Below are 15,863 nucleotides of genomic sequence, written 5' to 3'. Positions count from 1 at the left end.
AAAGGTGTCAGTGCGCGGCGGCGGGTGCCGTGCGTGCAGCGCCCCGGCGGCCCAGCTTGCGCTCGCCGACGAGCAGTTGGATCAGGCCGATGGAGGCGGACATGAGCAGGATGAGCACCGTGCAGTACGCGAGTGCCACGCCATAGTCGCCATTGCCCACGCGGCCGATGATGTAGGTGGTGGCCAGCTCGTTTTCGGCCGTGACCAGGAAGATCACCGCGCTCACCGTGGTGATGGCGCGCACGAAGCTGTACACCAGCGCCGCGACCAGCGCGGGCTTGAGCAGCGGCAGCACCACGTGGCGCAGCGTCTGCACGCTGCCCGCGCGCAGCATGACGGAGGCCTCGTCCAGCGAGCGGTCCAGCTGCTTGAAGGCCGCCGTGCCCGCCCGCACGCCCACCGGCAGGTTGCGGAACATGAAGCACAGCACGATGATGAGCGCCGTGCCCGTGAGCTCGAACGGCGGCACGTTGAACGCCAGGATGTAGCTCACGCCCAGCACCGTGCCCGGGATGGCGAAGGCCAGCAGCGCCGCGAACTCGAACGCGCCCTGCCCCCGGAACTCGGTGCGCGCCAGCAGCCAGGCGATGCCGATGCCCAGCGTGGCCGTGAGCGGCGCCGAGATGGCCGCGAGCTTGACGGTGGTGAAGAAGGAGTTCCACGCCGTGCCCGCCCACACCACGCCGAACTGGCCCCACTCCACGCTGAACGCGGTGCGAAAGTGCGCCAGCGTGATGGTGTAGTCGCGCCCCCAGGTCTGCACGAAGCCGCCGGCCAGCGCGAACAGGTAGACGATGAGCGTGAAGGCCATCCACGGCAGCGCGATGGAATGCACCACGCGGCGCACGCCGGCGGGCAGCGGCATGGCGATGCCCGCGTCGCCCTTGCCCGACACGGTGGTGAAGTTCTGCTTGCCCAGCAGGCCGCGCTGGATGGCGAACACGGTGAGCGCGAAGAACGTGAGGATCCAGGCCAGCGACGCCGCACGCCCCTGGTCGTACTGCGCGCCCACGATGGCGAAGAAGATCTCGGTGGAGAGCACCGAGAACTGCCCGCCCACCACGATGGGGTTGCCGAAGTCGGCCATGCTTTCGATGAAGCCCACCAGGAATGCGTTGGCCAGGCCGGGCTTGAGCAGCGGCAGGGTCACGGTCATGAAGGTGCGGTGCGGGCTGGCGCGCAGGGTCTGCGCGGCCTCCTCCAGGCTGGGCGCCACGCCCTGCACCACGCCGCGCATGATCATGAAGGCGATGGGCGTGAAGGCAAAAGTCTGCGCCACCCACACGCCGAGCCAGCCATAGAACCAGCGCGACGGGGTGATGCCGAACGCGTATTCGAGAAACTGGTTGAACACCCCGGCGCGGCCGAACAGCAGGATGAGGCCCAGCCCCACCACGAACGGCGGCGTGATGATGGGCAGCAGCGCCACGATGTTCAGCGGCCGCGCATAGCGGCGCGAGGCGCGCTCGGCCATCAGCGCCATGAAGCTGCCCAGGAGCGTGGTGCTGGTGGCTGTCATCAGCCCCAGGAACAGCGTGTTCCAGGCCACGCCGCAGCGCTGGCCACCGGCCAGGCACGACAGGCCGAAGTTGCGTTCGTGCGCGATGCGCTCCCACACCACGGCCAGCGAGAACGGGCCGTCTTCGAGGAAAAACGCGGCCGACAGCGCCTTGAGCACGGGGAACACGATGAACAGCGCCAGCAGGCTGCCGCAGGTGAGCACGGCCGCCGCCACGAACAGGTCGCCCTTGAAGAATCCACGCCGCGCGACGCCAAATGCCAGCAGCACCAGCAGCGCAGAGAGCACCACGAACCCGCCCCAGCCCATGCCGGGCTGGCGCGCGCCCAGCTCGCCCAGGGTGGTGTTCATCCATTCAAACGCCCAGCCGCGCGCACCGATGGTGAAGCCGCTCGCCAGCAGCGCCAGCAACCCCAGAGCGCCCCCTGCGGCCAGCACCGCACCCTGGGTGCGGCCGGCGGGAAGGCAGGCGCCCAGCCCGGCCACGGCCAAGCCGACCAGGCCCAGCCAGAGCCACGACCGGCCGAACAACGCCGCCTGCATCAGCCCGTTGGCCGCCTGTTCGCTGCTGAAGACCTGTCCCACCGCGAGCAGGCCGTTGGCATCCTGCTGCGCATACCAGGGAAATGCCAGATAGCCCAGCACGCCCACGACCCACCAGACCCACAGGGGCCGGTTGACCGAGGCGCTTCGCGCTGAGGTTCGAAAAGTTGCGTGCGCCGCCGCGGCTGCTGCCGACACCACCATCCCTCAGCGCGCAGCGTTCTGCACGTCTTTTTCCCAGCGCGCGATCAGGCGGCGGCGCTCGGCGCTCGCGCCGTACTTGGCGTAGTCGTAGTTGATGAGCTTCATCTTGGCCGGGTCGGTCATGCGCGGGTCCTTGGGCACCTGCGTGTTGCTGGGCAGCTGGAACTGCTTGGCCGCCAGGCCGAACTGCTGCCCCCCGGGCGTGAGCGCCCATTCGTAGAACTTCTTGGCCGCATCGGTGTTCGGGCCGTTCTTGACGATGCTCATCGAGCCCACCTCGGCGCCCGTCCCTTCCGAGGGCGTGATGGACCCGACGGGAAAGCCGTTGACCGCCTCGGTGGTCACGTCGTGCACGAAGCTGATGGAGACCGTGGTCTCGCCCCGCGCCGCGGCCTTGACCGGCGCAGTGCCCGAGCGCGTGTAGGTGCTCACGTTGGGGTGCAGGGCCTTGAGGTACTCGAACGCCTTTTCCTCGCCCATGATCTGCACCAGCGTGGCGATCATGGTGTAGGCCGTGCCGCTGGAGGCCGGGTTGGCCATCTGCACCTCGCCCTTGAACTCGGGCTTGAGCAGGTCGGCCCACGACTGCGGCGGGTTGAGCTTGCGCTTGGCCAGCAACTCCTTGTTGTAGCCAAAGCCCAGCGGGCCCAGGTACACGCCCACGGTACGGTATTTGGAATCGGTGGCCTGCTTCTGCGCCCAGGGGTAGAGCTGGGCGAGCTGCGGCGATTTGTATTCGAGCGTGAGACCCTGCTCGGCCGCCTGCAGGTGCGGGTCGCCCGTGCCGCCGAACCAGATGTCGGTCTTGGGGTTGGCCTTCTCGGCATTGAGCTGGGCCAGCGCCTCGCCCGATCCCTTGGCCGTCATGTTGACCTTGGTGCCGGTGGTCTTGGCGTACACCGTGGACATCAGGTTGCACCACTCGGCCTGCACCGAACAGATGATGTTGACCTGGCCCTGGGCCCAGCTGCCGCAGGCCGCGGTCGCAAGGGCCGCTCCGGCCAGCAGGTTCTTCAGCAGAGGTTTGCGCATGAAAGGCTCCTAGGTATCGGGATTACGTGATGCAAGGATGCTATTGCTGCGGCCCTGGCCGGGTCAGGGGGGAACCCCGCAGGCATGGTGCAAGCAGGATGAAAGGCAGGGCCAGCCCCCTCCCCGTGGCGTTTGGAACCAAGTTACATTAGGCGAACATGCGACACCGCCATCCCCGGCGGCGCCGCCGACCACGAGCCCGCCCATGCCCGCCCTGTCTTGCTCCCCGTCGATGCGCCGCCTTGGCCCGCCCGGCTGCCGGCGCCACTGACACGCCTTCACCGACATGCTCGACCGCATCACCGCCTCCCTGCCCTCGCTGGCCCCCGCCGAACAGCGGGTGGCCAAGCTGGTGCTCACCGACCCCCGCGCGTTCGCACGGCTGCCCGTGCGCGAGCTGGCCGAGCGCGCCCACGTGAGCAAGCCCACGGTGGTGCGCTTTTGCCGCAGCATGGGCTATGACGGGCTGGCCGATTTCAAGCTCAAGCTCGCGGGCAGCGTGAGCGAGGGCGTGCCCTTCATCCACCGCAGCGTGGATGCGGATGACAAGACGGGCGACGTGCTGGTGAAGGTCGTCGACAACGCGGTGGCCGCCTTCCTGCAGTACCGCAACGCGGCCAGCACCGTGGCCATCGAACGCGCGGCCGAGGCGATTGCCGCGACCTGGAAGACGGGCAAGCGCATCGAGTTCTACGGCGTGGGCAATTCGGGCATCGTTGCGCAGGACGCCCAGCACAAATTCTTTCGCCTGGGCGTTACCTCCATCGCCAGCAGCGACGGCCACATGCAGGTGATGAGCGCCACCTTGCTGGGCCCGGGCGACTGCGCGGTGATCATCTCCAACTCGGGCCGCACGCGCGACCTGATGGACGCGGCGGACATCGCGCGCAGGAACGGCGCGACCACCATCGTCATCACGGCCAGCGGCTCGCCCCTGGCCAGCACCTGCCAGATCCACCTGGCCGCCGACCACCCCGAGGGCTACGACCGCTACAGCCCGATGGTGTCGCGCCTGATGCACCTGCTGATCATCGACGTGTTGGCGACCTGCGTGGCGCTGCGCATCGGCAGCTCGCTGCAGCCCATCCTGCAGCAGATGAAGGAAAACCTCCGCGCCAAGCGCTACGCGTAGGCGCCCTGCCGCCCGCAGGATCCGCCACCCTCGGGACATCGGCCCCTGCGTGCCCAGAACCGCCGACCACCGCCGGCCCGGCGGCGCCGACGGCACACCCTCTGCCGGCCGGTGCCCGGATGGCTGCCCCTACAGCGGCGTGCACATGGCCGAACAGCCCGGAGTGCCATCACAGACCTCCCCGCCGTTGACGACCCCGTCACCACAGTACCCGCCCGTCAGGCTCAACGGCGCCGTGCAGGAGGCGTTGCAGGCCATGCAGGAAGCGCTGCCATAGGGGCAGCTGGTCTCCGTCACGTTGTTGCCGTCGTCGCAGACCTCGGCGCCGTTGCGTATGCCGTCGCCGCAGAAGGCGCCCGTGAGGCTCAGCGTCGCCGTGCAGGTGGCGTTGCACCTCATGCAGGTGGCGGTGCCGTCCGGACAGCTGGTTTCCGTCACGTTGTTGCCGTCGTCGCAGACCTCGGCGCCGTTGCGTATGCCGTCGCCGCAGAAGGCGCCCGTGAGGTTCAGCGTCGCCGTGCAGGTGGCGTTGCATGCCTGGCAGGTGGCCGTGCCGTCCGGGCAGCTGGTCTCCGTCACGTTGTTGCCGTCGTCGCAGACCTCGGCGCCGTTGCGAGCGCCGTCGCCACAAAACTGGCCGGTCAGGCTCAGCGTTGCCGTGCAGGTGGCGTTGCAGGTGGTGCAGGACACGGTGCCATAGGGACAGCTGGTCTCCGTGACGGCATTGCCGTCATCGCAGACCTCGGCGCCGGTGCGCACCCCGTCGCCGCAGACGTTGGCAGCCGCCACCTCGACCGTCGCCACGCCCCACCCTCCGGGGGTCAGCCGGTTGTGCGCGCGGTACTCGAAGCGGTAGGTGCCGGGGAGCGTGGGCGGCCCCACGGTGAATCCACCATCCGCCGCCACCGTCAGCGAGTTGCCCGCGAACGCGACCACCCCGCCCGCCGGCGTGTTGGAGACCGCGCCTTGCACGCGGAACTCGCGGACCTGCAACGGCGGGGAACCAGGCGCATCGTTGGACAGCAGGCCCGGTGCGGGCACGGACAACGGGGCACCCACGGTGGCGGCGAACGGCCCATCGTCCAGCGGCGCGCCGTCCCGCACGCCGAGGTCCAGGTCATAGCGCAGCTGCAGGGTGCTGCCTTCCAGCCGCGCGTAGACGGCCGCGATCTGGTGCGGGCCGGTGGTGGAAGCCGTCGCCACGGGCGGCGTACCACCCCAGTCCGACGGCGACCCGTCGCGCACGATCGCGGCCCAGGCCAGGCTCACCACGAGCAACAGGCACAAGGTGGCACCGGTGGCCGCGTAGCGGCGAACGCGGGCAAAGCGGTAAGTGGCAAAGACCAGCGCACAGGCCACCAGCAGCAGGCCGGCCCCACCCAGTGCGGGCACGGCCACGGCAGCTGCCGCCGCCGCGGCCAGATGGATCGGCGAACCGCCGCTGCCATCAGCCGACAACAGGGCGCTGGGCGGCGCGCTGCCGTCGGTGGTGCTGGCGACGAATCCTAGCCGCACGCCGGACGCCGCCGCACTCACCAGTTGCGCATAACTTTCGACAACGTCCGTGTGCATGCCGGCGGCAGCGACACCCAGAGGCCAGTGCAAGGGCGCGCTGGGCACGAAGCTGGGGTCGGCCACCAGCACTCCGCTCTGGCAGACCTCTCGCGCGACATCCCCCACCGGCTCGGCCGCCAGCAGGTCGATGCGGGTGATGGCAGCCTGCTCCACGCCCCCGAAGGCCCCGCCCGGAGTGGCGACGGTACAGCCGGTCGCGGGGTTGTTGTCGCTGTCGATCAGCGTGCGGATCTCCGTGGCGGCATGGGCGGGCACTGCATGCGCCAGGGAGGCAACGGCCAGCACAGCAACCACGGCATGGAGAAGTCCCCGGCCGCCGCGCAACCAGGGCGACCGCCAGAGCACGGTCAATTGTTGGAAAACAATGCGGCGCGCAGAGCGCAGGCGCGTCGCAAGCATGAGAGCGAGCATGGATTCAGAAAAGAAAGGGGTGGACGAGGCCGGATTCCCCAAAGGGACGCGGTAGCGATCCGGCTCTGCAACATCTGGTAATAAGACATCATACGAACCACTTGCCAACCCACCAAGCGCAATTTGGCAAGCGCGGAGCCCGCAGCCACCGACGCCTGGTGCGCACCGCCGGGGCGACCGCGGGTGCCGCCCACGGGTCGCTGCGGGGCCCAGGCCCCGGCAGCCGGCGTCGGGGGTGTTCCATGGCGCCAAGCCAGGTACTCCCGGCAAGGCGCACACCAGCCAGTTTGACAGCCAGACAGGCCCTCAGCGCTTTCCCATCAAGCGCAAGCAGCTATAAATTCAGGAGCAAACTCTCAGATCCGCCCCTCTTCCACCGCATGGCAGGCGATCCGGATGCCGCCAATGCTGAGCAGCTGGGGCCGTTCGGCGCGGCAGCGGTCGTTCACGTGCGGGCAGCGCGGATTGAAGGCGCAGCCGGGGGGCGGGTTCAGCGGGTTGGGCACCTCGCCCTGCACCGGCGTGCGCGCCTTGCCGGTGTCGTGCATCTTGGGGATGGCATCGAGCAGCATGCGCGTGTAGGGGTGGCGTGGCGTATCGAACAGCGTGTGCTTGTCGGCCAGTTCCACCAGGCGGCCCAGGTACATCACGCCGACCTGGTCGCTCACGTGGCGCACCACGGCCAGGTTGTGGCTGATGAACAGGTACGTGAGCTGCCGCTCGCGCTGCAGGTCCTTCATGATGTTGAGCACCTGCGCCTGCACCGACACGTCGAGCGCCGAGGTGGGCTCGTCGCACACCAGGAACTCGGGCTCGGTGGCCAGGGCGCGCGCGATGGAGATGCGCTGGCGCTGGCCGCCGGAGAACTGGTGCGGGTACTTGACCATGTCCAGCGGCGACAGGCCCACGGACTTGAGCAGCTCGCCCACGCGGGCCTTGAGCTCGACCTTGTCGGTGATGAGGCCGTGCTCGCGCAGCGGCTCACCGATGATGTCCTCGACCAGCCAGCGCGGGTTCAGGCTGGCATAGGGGTCCTGGAAGATCATCTGGATGCGCCGGCGCATGGCCTGGGCATCGTTGCCCTTGAAGGCGGCGTGCGCGTCCTGGCCGTCGAAGGTGAGGCCGCCGCGTGTCGGCTCGTACAGGCCCACCAGCAAACGGGCCACCGTGCTCTTGCCGCAGCCCGATTCGCCCACCAGGGCGAGTGTCTTGCCCCGTTCGATCTCGAAGCTCACGCCGTCGACCGCATGCAGCAGCGTGCGGGGCTTGCGCTCGATGACGCGGTTGAGCCAGGGGGCGGAGACATCGAAAGTCTTGGCCAGATCGTGCGCCTGCACGAGGGGCCGGCCTTGGGCGGCGACGGGGGCCTTGCCTGCGGCGGCGGTGGTGGCGGTGGTCGTAGTGCTCATGCGGCCACCTCGGCGTTTTTCATCGTGGCGCCGGCGTGCAGCCAGCAGGCGGCGCGGGTGGAGCCCGCATCCATCAGGTCGGGACGTTCGGTCATGCAGCGGTCAAAGGTCTTGGGGCAGCGCGGGTTGTAGGCACAGCCCTTGGGGATGGCATTCAAGCGGGGCATGGCCCCGTCGATCTGGTTCAGGCGCTCGCGGTCCACCGCCATGTCAGGGATGGAGGCCATCAGGCCGCTGGTGTAGGGGTGCGATGGCTTGTTGATGACGTCGTGCACGGGGCCGATCTCGGCCACGCGGCCGGCATACAGCACGGCCACGCGGTCGCAGGTCTCGGCGATCACGCCCATGTCATGGGTGATCAGCATCACGGCGGCACCGCGCGATTTGCAGATGTTTTTCAGCAGCGTGATGATCTGCGCCTGGATGGACACGTCGAGCGCCGTGGTGGGCTCGTCGGCCACGATGAGCTTGGGCTCGGCAGCCAGGGCCAGGGCGATCACCACGCGCTGGCGCATGCCGCCGGAGAACTGGTGCGGGTAGTGGTCGATGCGCTCCGCCGCCGCCGGAATGCCGGTGTCCTGCAGCAGCGCGATGGCGCGCTGGCGGGCCTCGGCGGGCGTGACCGGCAGGTGGGCCAGGATGGTCTCGGTGAGCTGGCGGCCCACGGTGTACAGCGGGTTCAGCGAGGTCAGCGGGTCCTGGAAGATGGCGCCGATCCGGCGGCCGCGGATATGCCGCATTTGCTCATTGCTGAGGTTGTCGATGCGCTGGCCCTCGAGCAGGATCTGGCCGGATGCCACGCGGCCCGGTGGCTCCAGCAGGCCGATGATGGCGGCGCCGGTGAGCGACTTGCCCGCGCCAGATTCACCCACCACACCCAGGATCTCGCCGGGTGCGATGGAGAAGGAAATGTCGTCCAGGGCGCGCAGGGTACCGCGGCGGCCCGGGAATTCGACAACGAGGTTTTTGACTTCTAGAAGGCTCATGGGGATATCGCTTTTCTTGTTCTTGTTCTTGTTCAGCGCAGGCGCGGATTGAGGGCATCACGCAACCAGTCGCCCAATAGATTCACGGAAAGAGCAATCAGCACCAGCATGGCACCGGGGAACACGGTGATCCACCATTCGCCCGAGAACAGGTAGTCGTTGCCGATGCGGATCAGCGTGCCCAGCGACGGCGATGTGGGCGGCGCGCCCACGCCCAGGAAGGACAGCGTGGCCTCGGTGATGATGGCGGTGGCGACCTGGATGGTGGCCAGCACGAGCACCGGGCCCATCACATTGGGCAACACGTGCTTGCGCATGATGCGCAGCGACGAGACGCCCGTCACGCGCGCGGCCTGCACGTACTCCTTGTTGCGCTCCACCAGCGTGGAGCCGCGCACGGTGCGTGCGTACTGCACCCAGCCCGTCAGCGAGATCGAGATGATGAGCACGCCAAAGGCCAGCGACTCGTGCGCGTTGGGAAACAGCGCGCGGCCCACACCGGCAATCAGCAGGGCGACCAGGATGGCCGGAAACGACAGCATCACGTCGCACAGGCGCATGAGCACCGCGTCGATCCAGCCGCCGCGAAATCCCGCCAGCAGGCCAAACGCCACGCCCACCACCACCGAGAGCAGCACCGACGCGATGCCCACGACGAGGGAGATGCGCGCGCCGTAGATCAGCGCGGAAAGGATGTCGCGGCCCTGGTCATCGGTGCCCAGCGGGTATTTCATGGAGCCTTCGGCGCTCCAGGCCGGGGGCAGCCGCGCATCGCTGAGTTCGAGCGTGGCCAGGTCAAACGGGTTGTGGGGCGCGACCCATCCGGCGAACACCGAACAGAACACGCAGACCAGCGCGATCGCTGCGGCCAGCATGGCCACCGGCGATGTGCGGAAGCTGTAGCCAACATCGCTGTCGAGCCAGCGGGCAAGGGTAGTTTTCATTGTGGGAACCAGTAAACAGGCACCACCGCCAGGCCCGGGTAGCGGCCTCGCGGTGGTGTGGACTTTCAAAAGAACCGGTTGTCGTTTCTCTTGATTCTTTTGCGACGATCTAGGTACGAAATCTTCTGACCGCTTACTTGCCGATGGTCATCCACTTGAAGTACATGAAGTTGTCGGCCATCTGCACGAGTTTCACGTTCTTGTTCACGCCCCAGGCCAGCGCCTGCTGGTGCAGCGGCAGGTGGCCGATGTCGGCGCTGTGCAGGTCGAAGGCTTCCTTGATCATCGCGTCGCGCTTGGCCTTGTCGGTCTCGACCAGCACCTTCTTCGTCAGTTCATCGAGCTTGGGGTTGCAATAGGCGCCCAGGTTGAACTGGCCGGCACCGCCCTTGTCGTCCGGGCAGATCATGAGCGCGTTGAGCGCGTTGTGCGCGTCGTAGGTCGTGGGCGTCCAGCCCAGCATGTAGAAGCTGGTGTCGCGGCGCAGCACCTTGGGGAAGTAGGTACCCTTGGTCTCGGCCTGCAGGTTGATCTTGACGTTGATGCGCGAGAGGTTGGCGGCCACGGTCTGGCAGATGCGGCCGTCGTTCACGTAGCGGTCGTTCGGGCAGTTCATGGACACTTCGAAGCCATTGGGGTAGCCGGCTTCCACCATCAGCTTCTTGGCGGCTTCGACGTCGTACGGCAGGCGCTTGGTCTCGGGCTGGAAGCCGTTGATGCCAGGGCCCACCATCAGCGCGGAAGGGTTGGAGGCGCCGCGCATCACGGTCTTCTTGATGCCGTCGATGTCGATGGCCTGGTAGAAGGCCTGGCGGACGCGCTTGTCCTTGAAGGGGTTCTTGCCCTTCACGTTGGAGTACAGCAGCTCGTCGCGCTTCTGGTCCATGCCCAGGAAGATGGTGCGCAGCTCGGGGCCGGTCACCGCACGCGTGTTGGGGCTGTTGTTGACACGGTCGATGTCCTGCACCGGCACGGGCTCCATCACATCCACTTCGCCCGACAGCAGCGCCGCCACGCGCGTGGCATCGTTGGCGATGGGCGTGAACACCACTTCGGTCACGTTGCCCTCGATCTTGCCCCAGTAGGAGCCGTTGCGCACGAACACCGAGCGCACGTTGGGCTGGCGCTCGCGCAGGCGGAAGGGGCCTGTGCCGTTGGCGCGGAACGAGGCAGCGTTCTCGATGCCCTTGCGGCGGTCGACGGGCATCACGGCCTGGTTGGTCTCGCACCACTTCTTGCTCATGATGTAGGAGGTCGTGATCACGTCGGGCAGGATGGGCTGCGGCGCCATGGTTTCGATCTCGACGGTGTGATCGTCGATCTTGCGCACCTGCTTGATGTCGCTGTTGGTGGCCTTCATGTCCGAGCCCTCGCCCTTCATGCGGCCAAAGCTGAACACCACGTCGTCTGCCGTGAAGGGGGTGCCGTCATGGAATTGCACGCCCTTGCGCAGCTCGAACCGCCACACGGTGGGTGCGGTTTGCTTCCAGGCCGTGGCCAGCGCCGGCGCCAGGCTTAGGTCCTTGTTGCGGCCGACCAGCGGCTCGTACACGTTGCTGGTCACGCTCAGCTGGAGCGATTCGTTGAGCGAGTGCGGATCCATGGAGAGCGCATCGCCCTGGTTGGCAATTCGGATGGTCTGCGCATTGGCGACCATGCTGGTTGCGGCCATCGCGGCAAACAGTGCGGCAAGGGCGGCTTTTTTCTGGAATTTCATGGAAATCTCCTCGTAGTGAAAAGGGGTGCGAAAGGTGGTGGATCCAGGGATTGGATGCTGGCGTTGCGCGAAGGGGATGCAGCCCTCAGGGCACCGCCAGGGGCATGGACTGCTCGATCAGGCTCGCATGCAATGCAGAGCCCAGCGGCAGGATGTCGTCGTTGAAGTCGTAGCGGCTGTTGTGCAGCGCACTGCCGCTGGCGCCGGTACCCTGGCCGATGCGCAGGTAGGCGCCCGGGCGGGTCTGGAGCATGAAGGCGAAGTCTTCCGCGCCCATGCTGGGCTCCAGGTCGCGCACCACGTGGTCCGCGCCCAGCAGGGATTCGGCCACGTCGCCCGCGAAGACGGCCTCGCTCTCGCTGTTGATCGTGGCCGGGTAGATGCGCTCGTAGTGCACCGTGGCATTGGCCCCAAAGCCCAGAGCAATCGCGTTGCACAGTTCCTTGAGGCGCTTTTCCACCATCTCCTGCACCACGGGGTCGAACGTGCGCACGGTGCCCACCAGGGTGGCGGAGCCGGGTAGCACGCTGAAGGCGCCCAGATCGCCTGCCTGCGCGGCGCAGATGCTGACCACGGCACTTTCGATGGGGCGCACGTTGCGCGACACGATGCTCTGCGCCGCCGTGATGATGTGCGCGGCCACCACCAGCACGTCCACCGTCTGGTAGGCATGCGCGCCGTGGCCGCCGCGCCCCGTGATCTCGATGGTGAAGCGGTCGGCCGCCGCCATCATGGGGCCCGGGTTGATGCCCACGGTGCCGGGCTTCATGGCCGGCCAGTTGTGCATGGCATAGATGGACTGCACCGGGAACCGGTCGAACAGGCCGTCTTCCATCATCACGCGGGCGCCCGCCAAGCCCTCCTCGCCTGGCTGGAACACGAGCACGGCCGTGCCGTCGAAATTGCGGGTCTCGGCCAGGTAGCGCGCCGCGCCCACCAGCATGGCGGTGTGGCCGTCGTGGCCACAGCCGTGCATGAGGCCGGGCTTGCACGACTTCCAGGAGAAGTCGTTGTGCTCTGCCAAAGGCAGCGCATCCATGTCGGCACGCAGGCCCACCATGGAGCCGCTGGAGGTGCTGCGGCCGCGGATCACCGCAACGATGCCCGTGCGGCCGATGCCGTCGTGGATCTCGTCCACGCCGCACACCTTGAGCGCCTCTTTCACGCGGTTGCCTGTATAGATTTCTTCAAAGCCCAGCTCGGGATGGGCGTGCAGATCGCGGCGCAGGGCGGTCAGCTCCGGATGGAACTGCGCGATGTGCGCAAACGCCCGGCCACCCGCTTTGTATCGGAGCGACTGCATGTCAGACGCCCGGAAAGCTCGTGCAGCGCCAGCAGCCGGCAAAACCGGCGCGGCCCAGGCCAGTGCTGCCGCGCAAGGGCCGCCCCGCCGCGCTGGGAGCATCCCCCCTCCGGGGGGATGGCGCGAAGCGACTCAGGGGGGAGCTCATTCAATGGCCTCCTGCCTTGCCCACGCGCAGACGGGGGTCCACCGCGAAGTACAGCAGATCCACCACCAGGTTGATCACCACGAAGATCAGCGCGATCAGGCAGAGGTACGCCGCCATCACAGGAATGTCCGCAAAGGTCACGGCCTGGATGAACAGCAGGCCCATGCCGGGCCACTGGAACACGGTCTCGGTGATGATCGCAAACGCGATCAGGCCGCCCAGCTGCAGGCCGGTGATGGTCATCACGGGCACCAGCGTGTTCTTGAGCGCGTGCCCAAAATGGATGGCGCGATTGGACAGGCCCCGGGCCCGCGCGAACTTGATGTAGTCCGTGCGCAGCACCTCCAGCATCTCCGCGCGCACCAGCCGCATGATCAGCGTGAGCTGGAAGATGGCCAGCGTGATGGCGGGTAGCGTGATGTGGTGCCAGCCCTTGGCCTTGAGCAGGCCGGTGCTCCACCATCCCAGCTGCACCACTTCCCCGCGGCCAAAACTCGGGAACCAGCCCAGGGTCACCGCAAACACCAGGATCAGCAGGATGCCGATCAGGAAGGTGGGCAGCGACACGCCGAGCAGCGAAAGCGTCATGAACATCTGGCTGGTGAAGGTGCCGCGCTTGAGCGCCGCATACACGCCCATGGGCACGCCGATCACCAGCGCCAGCACCGCGGCGACCAGCGCCAGCTCCAGCGTGGCGGGGAAACGCTCGGCAATGAGGCGCGAGACCTTGGCACCCTGGCGCAGGCTCAGGCCGAATTCGCCTTGCGCCGCATTCACGAGAAAGTGCCAGAACTGCACGAAGAAGGGTTTGTCCAGGCCGAGGGAGGCACGCAGCTCCCGGATCTGTTCAGGGGTGGCATCCTGTCCCAGCAGAAACACCACGGGATCTCCCACGTACTGGAACAGCATGAAGGAGATGAAGGCCACCGTGACCATGACAATCACAGCCTGTATCAGGCGGCGCAATATAAAGGCAAGCATCGGGAAGTCGAGTGAGTGTTCGATAAAGGCACCGCGGCCACTTTTGATGGCAGGGGCACTGACTGGCAATACGTCGTCGTCAAACTGAATCAAGGAGAGCAAGGGCCTCGAGGCCCTTGCTCTCAGCGTATCGACAATCGATCAGTTCACCTTGACCGTGCGCATGTCCACGCGGTTGTCGGCGCGGTGGACCAGCTCCACGTTCTTCTTCATGGCCCAGGGTATCACCTGGTCATGCAGAGGAAGGTGGGATACGGTGTCATTGGACAGCTGCAGCGCCTCCGTCAGCATGCGCGCGCGCACGGGAGCGTCCGTCTCGGCCTTGATCCGGTCCACCAGGTAGTCCATGCGCTGGTTGCTGTAGCGGCCCACGTTGTAGTTGCCGTCACCCCCCTGGCCCACGGTGCGTACCAGCGACTGCAGGCTGTACAACGCATCGAACGTCGGCACGCCCCAGCCCAGCATGTAGATGCTGGCTTCGTAGCGCTGGATCATGGGGAAATAGTTCACCAGTGGCAGCGTGCGCAGCTTGGCCTTCACGCCCACACGCGACCACATGGCCGTCACGGCCTGGCAGATGGCCTCGTCGTTGATGTAGCGGTTGTTCGGGCAGGCGAAATCCACTTCGAAGCCATCGGGATAACCCGCTTCGGCCAGCAGCTTCTTGGAGGCTTCGACACTGTAGGGGAAACGCTTGCCTACGGCTTCGGTGTATCCGGCCACCTGGGGCGCCACGATGGTGCCCGTAGGCTTGCCCAGGCCGCGCATGATGTTGCGCGAGATCGTGTCGGCATCGATGGCCTGGTACAGGGCCTTGCGCACGCGCACGTCCTTGAGCGGGTTCTTGCCCTTGATGTTGGAGCCTGGCAGCTCATCGCGGAACTGGTCCATGCCCAGGAAGATGGTGCGGTTCTCCACACCGTCGATCACCTTCAGGTCGGGGCTGGCGCGCAGGCGACCCAGATCCTGGGGCGTGGGGTCCAGCACCATGTCCACTTCGCCCGACAGCAGCGCAGCGATGCGCGTGGCGGCGGACTTGATCGGGGTGTAGACGATTTCCGTGACGTTGCCGTCCATCTTGCCCCACCAGTTGGGGTTGCGCTTGAAGACCATCTTCACATCGGGCTGCCACGACTCCAGCGTGTAGGGGCCGGTGCCCATGGCATTGCGGTGGGCAAAGTTCTCATCGCTGCCCTTGATGTCCTTGGGCTCCACGGACTTGTTCTTTTCCGCCCAGGCCTTGCTCATCATGCGCAGTTCGGTCATCTGGCGCAGCAGCACGGGATTGGGGGCCGTCAGGATGACGTCGATGGTTTGCGCGTCGACCTTGTTGACCTTGCTGATGCCCTGGATGTAGGGCGTGAAGTTCGACGTCTTCGCCATCGCGCGCTGCAGCGAGTACACGGCGTCATCGGCGGTGAACGCCGACCCATCATGGAACTTCACTCCCTGGCGCAGCGTGAAGCGCACCTGTGTGGGGCTGACCTCTTTCCAGGAGGTCGCCAGGACGGGCTCCACGTCAAATGTCTTGCTGTTGTAGTAGACCAGGCTCTCATACACATTGGCATGAATGCCGTTTTGCAGTGCATTGTTTTGGGAATGGATATCCCAGGTCGCAATCTCCCCCTGGCTCGCCCATTTGAAGGGCTTGGCATGCAGCGCTGGTGCTGCAAGCAGTGCAGCCATGGCAGCTACCGACAAAAGACTGTATTTGAGTTTCATGGAACCCTCTTGATTAAAAGTTTTACTATGCAGTAAAGGTTGCTCTATAGCCAACGGGAAATCCCTGAATCTCCAGCGCCGAGAAGGGCCTCTGAGGGTGGATTTACGTTGCTTTTGCGTCGTTCCAGCACGCAAGGATGGTGCCAAGAATCTGCACCGGGGCAAAGAAGGGAAAGAAACCACGGAGACAGGGCCAACAAGGCCCTCCGGAAGGTGCCAGGCATTGCAGCGGCAGCA

At 66.5% G+C, this 15,863-nt stretch carries 11 protein-coding genes; 1 reads left to right on the top strand and 10 read right to left on the bottom strand.

The genetic code is table 11. The features are described 5' to 3' along the window. Nucleotides 1-7: 7 nt before the first annotated feature. Both KW843_RS01495 and KW843_RS01490 read right to left on the bottom strand, forming a co-directional pair. On the bottom strand, nucleotides 8-2,266 hold the full coding sequence (locus tag KW843_RS01495; protein ID WP_218293330.1) for an iron ABC transporter permease: 2,259 nt from the start codon (nucleotides 2,264-2,266) through the stop codon (nucleotides 8-10). A gap of 3 nt (nucleotides 2,267-2,269) precedes the next feature. Further along, on the bottom strand, nucleotides 2,270-3,298 hold the full coding sequence (locus KW843_RS01490; RefSeq protein ID WP_218293329.1) for an ABC transporter substrate-binding protein: 1,029 nt from the start codon (nucleotides 3,296-3,298) through the stop codon (nucleotides 2,270-2,272). Between the two features lie 286 nt (nucleotides 3,299-3,584). On the opposite strand from KW843_RS01490, the gene KW843_RS01485 reads away from it, so the two are divergent. Beyond that, entirely contained in the window at nucleotides 3,585-4,430 is an 846-nt protein-coding gene (locus tag KW843_RS01485) for a MurR/RpiR family transcriptional regulator (protein ID WP_218293328.1), read from the top strand. A 129-nt stretch (nucleotides 4,431-4,559) separates the two neighbouring features. Here KW843_RS01485 and KW843_RS01480 read toward each other — a convergent pair whose 3' ends face one another. The 8 genes from KW843_RS01480 to KW843_RS01445 form a co-directional block, all read right to left on the bottom strand. Then, entirely contained in the window at nucleotides 4,560-6,416 is a 1,857-nt protein-coding gene (locus KW843_RS01480) for a hypothetical protein (RefSeq protein WP_218293327.1), read from the bottom strand. A gap of 356 nt (nucleotides 6,417-6,772) precedes the next feature. Next, complete coding sequence (locus tag KW843_RS01475) at nucleotides 6,773-7,825, bottom strand: ABC transporter ATP-binding protein (protein ID WP_218293326.1); 1,053 nt, start codon at nucleotides 7,823-7,825, stop codon at nucleotides 6,773-6,775. Next, nucleotides 7,822-8,811, bottom strand: coding sequence for an ABC transporter ATP-binding protein (locus tag KW843_RS01470; protein ID WP_218293325.1), 990 nt, complete (start codon nucleotides 8,809-8,811; stop codon nucleotides 7,822-7,824). The genes KW843_RS01475 and KW843_RS01470 overlap by 4 nt, the downstream gene beginning before the upstream one ends. A 32-nt stretch (nucleotides 8,812-8,843) precedes the next feature. Next, nucleotides 8,844-9,755 (bottom strand): ABC transporter permease, encoded by a 912-nt coding sequence (locus tag KW843_RS01465; RefSeq protein ID WP_218293324.1) that lies wholly within the window; start codon nucleotides 9,753-9,755, stop codon nucleotides 8,844-8,846. A 133-nt stretch (nucleotides 9,756-9,888) separates the two neighbouring features. After that, nucleotides 9,889-11,472 (bottom strand): ABC transporter substrate-binding protein, encoded by a 1,584-nt coding sequence (locus tag KW843_RS01460; RefSeq protein ID WP_218293323.1) that lies wholly within the window; start codon nucleotides 11,470-11,472, stop codon nucleotides 9,889-9,891. An 85-nt stretch (nucleotides 11,473-11,557) separates the two neighbouring features. Continuing rightward, nucleotides 11,558-12,775: a M20 aminoacylase family protein gene (locus KW843_RS01455; protein WP_218293322.1), complete on the bottom strand. Its 1,218-nt coding sequence runs from the start codon at nucleotides 12,773-12,775 to the stop codon at nucleotides 11,558-11,560. 148 nt (nucleotides 12,776-12,923) lie between these two features. Further along, a complete protein-coding gene (locus KW843_RS01450; RefSeq protein ID WP_218293321.1) occupies nucleotides 12,924-13,904 on the bottom strand; it encodes an ABC transporter permease in 981 nt (326 codons plus the stop codon). A 141-nt stretch (nucleotides 13,905-14,045) separates the two neighbouring features. Next, on the bottom strand, nucleotides 14,046-15,626 hold the full coding sequence (locus tag KW843_RS01445) for an ABC transporter substrate-binding protein (RefSeq protein WP_218293320.1): 1,581 nt from the start codon (nucleotides 15,624-15,626) through the stop codon (nucleotides 14,046-14,048). Nucleotides 15,627-15,863: the final 237 nt, after the last annotated feature.

The organism is Acidovorax sp. sif1233 (assembly GCF_019218755.1).
Taxonomy (GTDB): Bacteria; Pseudomonadota; Gammaproteobacteria; order Burkholderiales; family Burkholderiaceae_C; genus Acidovorax.
Note: the sequence above shows the minus strand (reverse complement) of the source record. Positions and strands in the feature narration are given on the sequence as shown.